This is a genomic window from Vibrio sp. 811 (assembly GCF_033339195.1).
On sequence record NZ_JAWOUB010000116.1, the window covers coordinates 1 to 1,060 of the forward strand.

Genomic DNA, 1,060 nt, shown 5'->3' on the forward strand with positions numbered 1-1,060 from the left:
GTGGGCGCGCCGTCTACATATCTATATTTCGATGGCTCTTTTATTGGTGACGCTGTTTTTTGCGCTCACTGGCATCACGCTAAATCGTCCTGAGCTGTTTGAGCGAAAAGAACCCATCATTCAACAGCACACCATCATCATCCCGCCGCAGACCTTGTTTTTGAACGGCGAAAGCTTCCAGCCAAACCGCGTTGCACTGATTGACTTTTTGACCCAAGAAGTGGCTTTACGCGGCACTCCATCTGCTTTGGACGTTTACACCGAAGTGGAGCAAGGTGAATTGGTGCTTGGCGAGCTCTCTCTGGATTTCAAAGGGCCGGGTTATAACGCCACGGTTTTCGTTGATATGACCACTGGCGACGCCGATATTGGAACCACCAATTATGGTGCGATCGCACTGCTGAATGATCTGCATAAAGGTCGTAACAGTGGTGATGTTTGGAAGTGGTTTATCGACATCACTGCGCTGCTGATGGTGTTTTTCGTCCTGACCGGTGTATGCCTGTTATTGCCGAAGAAAAAGACGTTCAGAACATCACTGCAGTGGATGAGCTTTGGCTCGTTGCTGTCGCTCGTCATTTATTTTGTTGCTGTGCCTTAACAGCCAGTTGTAGAGAAAAGCTTATGTTGAATACAGGCAAGTTACTTCGCCAAAACCTATTTTGCAAAGCGGCGTTAGTTGCGGTTTTAGCACCATGGCCAGTTTTGGCTGCGCCTTTACCTGATGCTGCCAAAATCGACTTTGAATTTGAATTGCCAAAGATCGATACCTCAATGTACGCCCGTCCTTACGTCGCAGTGTGGGTTGAAGATGAACAACGTCAATCCGTTAAAACCATTCAGCTTTGGGTCGGTAAGGATGAGTGGCTCAAAGACATGCGCAGCTGGTGGCGAAAAGTGGGTCGTTATGATCGCGATCTGATTGACGCTGTGACGTCTGCGACTCGCCCTGCTGGGCAGTATCGATTTGTTTGGGATGGTACTAACGACGCAGGCGAACGCCTTGTGCAAGGTGACTATACCTTACATGTTGAGGTCGTTCGTGAACACGGTGGTCGCA

Annotated in this window: 2 protein-coding genes; both read left to right on the plus strand. The window is 49.1% G+C overall.

What is annotated here, in order from left to right:
* A partial coding sequence (locus R7Q46_RS25205; RefSeq protein ID WP_318077942.1) for a PepSY-associated TM helix domain-containing protein occupies positions 1 to 601 on the plus strand: 601 nt, incomplete at its 5' end.
* A 23-nt stretch (positions 602 to 624) separates the two neighbouring features.
* Positions 625 to 1,060 (plus strand): DUF2271 domain-containing protein (locus R7Q46_RS25210; RefSeq protein ID WP_318077943.1); only part of this gene is annotated, 436 nt, incomplete at its 3' end.